The sequence below is a fragment of the Thioclava sp. PTB-PU3-1 genome (assembly GCF_055666785.1).
This window is the reverse complement of sequence record NZ_JBVNVL010000016.1, coordinates 1-4660: the sequence shown is the minus strand read 5'-3', so window position 1 is coordinate 4660 and position 4660 is coordinate 1. Positions and strand designations below refer to the sequence as shown.

Here is a 4660-nt window from a genome sequence, read left to right as displayed (position 1 = left end):
TTCGAGGGGATCTATACCCCGCTGGTCACGCCGCTGCTGCCCGATGGCTCGGTCGCCTGGGACAGGCTGGCCGAGGTGATCGACTTCGTGATCGCACAGGGCGTGCATGGTCTGATCACCGGCGGCTCGACGGGCGAGAACTATGCCCAGACCGTCGCGGAGCGGATCGAGATCGCCCGCTTTACCCATGCGCATATTGCGGGTCGGGTTCCCCTGGTCCTGGGCACGGGCGCGATGCTTACCTCCGACTCCATCGCCCTGGCCAGAGCCGCGCGCGAGATCGGGGTCGATGCGATCCTGCTGGCATCGCCGCCTTACTCGGTGCCCACCGACCGCGAGAATGCGCTCAACGCGCTTGCGATCGACAAGGCGGCCGACCTGCCGATCATGCTCTATAACTACCCGCACCGGACCGGCACGATGATGGGCGAGGAATTCCTGGACCGCGTCGGCCGCAGCCGGAACTTCTGCGGCATCAAGGAAAGCTCGGGCGACATCAATCGCGTGCATCTGCTGGCTCGTGACTATCCGCATATCCAGATGGGATGCGGGATGGATGACCAGGCGCTCGAATTTTTTGCTTGGGGCGCACCGTTCTGGGTTTGTGGCGGCTCGAACTTCCTGCCAGCGGAGCATGTCGCGCTCTACAACGCCTGTGTGATCGAGGGCGATTTCAGCAAGGGGCGCCGGATCATGTCGGCGATGCTGCCGCTGATGCGCGTGCTCGAACAAGGCGGCAAGTTCATCCAGACGATCAAGCATGGTGTGACGATGAACGGGATCGAGACGGGCGGCATGCTCCCGCCGCTCACCCCGCTCAACAAGGACGACAAGCGCGAATTGGAACAGGTGGTGCGTGTGGTCAAACGCGCGATCGCCACGATCGAGGCGGAGGGCTGAGACATGGATCTTCTGACGCAACAGGAATACCGCGCCATCGCGGAGGGGCTGGATCATCCCGGCAACGCCTTCATCGACGGCGGCTATCGACCGGCGATCTCGGGCAAGACGTTCGACACGATGAACCCGGCCACCGGCAAGGTGCTGACGCAGGTCGCCGCCTGCGGTCCCGAGGATGTGGATTTCGCCGTCGGCAAGGCGCGCGATGCCTTCGAGGACGGACGTTGGTCGCGCCTCCACCCAAGCGAACGCAAAGAAGTGCTGATCCGGCTCGCCAAGCTGATCAAGCGCAATGCACGCGAGCTGGCGGTGATGGAGAGCCTCGACAGCGGCAAGACGATCTTCGATTGCGAGACGGTCGATCTGCCCGAGACGATCCATTGTCTGAGCTGGCATGCCGAGGTGATCGACAAGATCTACGATCAGGTCGCGCCCGCCTCGGACGACCATATCGCGATGGTGGTGCGCGAGCCGATCGGCGTGGTCGGGCTGGTGCTGCCATGGAACTTCCCGCTTCTGATGCTGGCGTGGAAGATCGGCCCGGCGCTGGCCTCAGGTTGTTCGGTGATCGTGAAACCGGCCGAGGAAACCTCGCTCACCGCGCTGCGCGTGGCGGAACTGGCAATCGAAGCGGGGCTGCCCAAGGGCGTGCTGAACGTGTTGCCAGGCTCCGGGCCGGAGGTGGGCGAGCCGCTGGGCCGCCACATGGATGTGGACATGATCTCCTTCACCGGCTCCACCGCGACGGGCAAGCGTTTCCTGAGCTATTCCGCCGAGAGCAACGCCAAGGAGGTGGTGCTGGAGATGGGTGGCAAGAACCCCGCTATCGTGATGGACGACGCCGAGAACCTCGACCGCGTGGCCCAGCACATCGTCAACGGCGCGTTCTGGAACATGGGCGAGAACTGCTCGGCCAGCTCGCGGCTGATCGTGCAGTCGGGCGTCAAGGAAGAGCTTCTGACCCGCATTGCGCATCATGCGAAGGCGTGGAACGTGGGCGACCCGCTCGACCCCGCGACGCGGCTGGGGGCGCTGGTCTCGCCTGCGCATTACGACAAGGTCTGTTCCTATCTCGAACAGGCTCAGACGATGGTCTTCGGCGGCAAGGCCGAGAAGGGCTTTGTCGAGGCGACCGTAATCGAGGCGGACGCAGACTCGCGGCTTGCACGCGAGGAGATCTTCGGTCCCGTTCTGACGGTGCTGAGTGTAGAGAGCTTCGACGAAGCGATCGCGCTGGCCAATGACACCGAATACGGGCTTGCGGCCTCGCTGTTCACCGCCAATGCCAAGCGGGCCCTGCGGGGCGCCCGGGCGCTAAGGGCGGGCACGGTGACGGTCAACAGCTTCGGCGAGGGCGATATCTCGACCCCGTTCGGCGGCTGGAAGCAGTCGGGCTTCGGCGGGCGTGACAACGGTATTCACGCGCATGACCAGTATACTCAACTCAAGACGATCTGGCTGGACCTGAGCGATGATGCCGACGAGGCGGTCGCCTGACATGAGCACCCATCGGGCCCGTTACCTGCCGCGCGAGCAAGGGGTCGCCGCTTGGAACGCGATCCTGGTCCCGCGCGGCGGACATCCTCCGCTGGAAGGCGGAAGCGTAGCGGATTTCGTGGTAGTGGGCGCGGGCTTTGCCGGGCTGTCGGCCGCGCGCCGTCTGCGCCAGTTGCAGCCATCGGCCCGCATCACAGTGCTCGAGGCCGGACGCGTGGCCGAAGGGGCTGCGGGCCGCAATTCAGGCTTCATGATCGACCTGCCACACGAGCTCACCTCGGAGGATTACGCAGGCGCAGGGGATGACCGCGCTATGATAGCGCTCAACCGCGCGGCCATCGGCTTCGCTCGCGCGGCGGTCGAGGACTACGGGATCAACCCCGCCTATTTCGACCCGGTCGGCAAGGTAAACGGCGCTGTCAGCGACGCCGCCCATGCGCATAATCTGAGCTATGCGGCCCATCTCGAAAGCGTCGGCGAGGGGCACGAGTTGCTCGACGCGAAGCAGATGCTCGAGATGACCGGCAGCCTATATTACCGCTCGGGTCTCTACACCCCCGGCACCGTGATGCTTCAACCGGCGGGCTATATCCGCGGACTGGCCGACGGGTTGATCCGCGAGGACGTGAGCCTGCACGAGCAAAGCCCCGTCACAGCGTTGACCCGGGAAGGCTCCGACTGGCGGGTCGAGACGCCACATGGCACAGTTTCGAGCCCACGGGTCATTCTGGCTACGAACGGTCACCTCGAGAGCTTCGGCTTCGCGAAGGGACGGCTCATGCAGCTTTTCCTATTTGCATCCATGACCCCGGAACTTAATGCCGAACAGCTCGCAAAGCTCGGTGGCGCGCCGCGTTGGGGGATCACGCCCTCGAACCCGATGGGCACGACGATGCGCCGGATCGACAGCGGACAGGGCGGCAATCGTATCGTCACCCGCACCTGCGCGGTGCTGCGCTCGGAGCTCGCCGCGCGTGCCGATGACGTGATCCGCGCCGCCCGGATCCAACGTGGCAAATTCGACGCCCGCTTCCCGCAACTCGCCGGCCTGCGGATGGAGTTCGAATGGGCGGGGCATTTGTGCCTGAGCCTGAATTCGGTCTCCGTGATGCGCGAGTTGGAACCGGGGCTGTTCTCGGCTTGCGTCCAGAACGGCCTCGGCACCGCCCGCGGCACGCTCACGGGCATTGGGGCAGCCGAACTGGCCTGCGGAGAACACAGCCCAATCACGGCGCATTTCACGGCCGAGCCGGAGCCGAAATCACTGCCGCCGAAACCGGTGCGTGACTTTGGCGCGAATGTCGTGCTGCGCTGGAAGGAATGGCAGGCGCGTGATGAGTGAGGCTCGATGCGAATTTCGCTGAGAGTTCGTAATGAGTTGGGGACGACAATACACGTTGGCTGCTCCGTAGGCTCCAGACTCGTTAATTTTCAAAGCCAGAAGATGACAGTTGCGGCGAGGGCTACGGCGGACAGAAAGACCTTCGGGCACCTGTCGTAGCGGGTCGCAACGCGGCGCCAGTCCCTGAGCTTGCTGAACATGATCTCGATACGGTTGCGCCGCTAGTAGCGGCGCTTGTCGTATTTGACGGGCTTGCCTCGGGACTTCCGGCCCGGGATGAAGGGCTTGATGCCCTTGTCCGGCAAGCCTTCACGATACCAGTCGGCGTCATAGCCCCGATCGGCCAACAGCCATTCGGCCTCGGGCAGGCTTGCTCAGCAGGGCCGCCGCACCGGTGTAGTCGCTGACCTGGCCGGCTGTCATGAAGAACTTGATCGGGCGGCCGTTCGCGTCCATGACGGCATGCAACTTGGTGTTCATGCCACCTGTTCTCCGGAAAACGATCCCCCGGATCGTTTTCTGATCTTCGAACTCCGCCCAATCAGCCGGCCACGCCCCCCTTATTCAACCGCAGGCTCGAAGCCGTGCGGTGCGCCTTGAGATACTTGCGCAGGCTCACTCGAACGCATGGCGTTCGCTTGCTCACATCGATCATCACTGTCTTCCGGTCGGCGGCCTCGGAAGCAAGCCCCTCCATCATCCGGGCGAAAATACCCCGTTCGTGGCTTCTCTCGGACCAGTGGCGTTCAGCCACTCACCTCCAGCGCTTCCATCGGTTTTAGAGGGTCTTCTGTGGACCATACTCTGGCGGCGCATCGGACCAACGCAAGCCATTACGATTGATGAAGACTATTCCGCTCACGACCCGCCGGTCATCGATCCGCGGTTTGCCATGGCTCTTTGGAAGTCAGGAAGGTCAGA

General features: G+C 63.9%; 3 protein-coding genes and 1 pseudogene. 3 read left to right on the top strand and 1 reads right to left on the bottom strand.

Going from position 1 to position 4660, the window contains the following annotated elements; all coding sequences use genetic code 11:
* The 3 genes from ACZ7GB_RS19875 to ACZ7GB_RS19865 all read left to right on the top strand — a co-directional run.
* Positions 1–900 (top strand): dihydrodipicolinate synthase family protein (locus tag ACZ7GB_RS19875; protein ID WP_472158455.1); only part of this gene is annotated, 900 nt, incomplete at its 5' end.
* Positions 901–903: 3 nt separating this feature from the next.
* Positions 904–2397 (top strand): aldehyde dehydrogenase, encoded by a 1494-nt coding sequence (locus ACZ7GB_RS19870; protein ID WP_472160147.1) that lies wholly within the window; start codon positions 904–906, stop codon positions 2395–2397.
* Between the two features lies 1 nt (position 2398).
* Positions 2399–3739, top strand: a complete 1341-nt coding sequence (locus ACZ7GB_RS19865) for an NAD(P)/FAD-dependent oxidoreductase (RefSeq protein WP_472160146.1) — start codon at positions 2399–2401, stop codon at positions 3737–3739.
* A gap of 89 nt (positions 3740–3828) precedes the next feature.
* On the opposite strand, the pseudogene ACZ7GB_RS19860 reads toward ACZ7GB_RS19865, so the two are convergent.
* Positions 3829–4643, bottom strand: a pseudogene (locus ACZ7GB_RS19860) (IS5 family transposase); the annotation flags it as partial.
* Positions 4644–4660 lie beyond the last annotated feature (17 nt).

What these genes read in the sequence shown, in the direction of transcription:
- ACZ7GB_RS19870 (WP_472160147.1), top strand. Translation starts at nt 904, where the DNA reads ATGGATCTTCTGACGCAACAGGAATACCGCGCCATCGCGGAGGGGCTG.
- ACZ7GB_RS19865 (WP_472160146.1), top strand. Translation starts at nt 2,399, where the DNA reads ATGAGCACCCATCGGGCCCGTTACCTGCCGCGCGAGCAAGGGGTCGCC.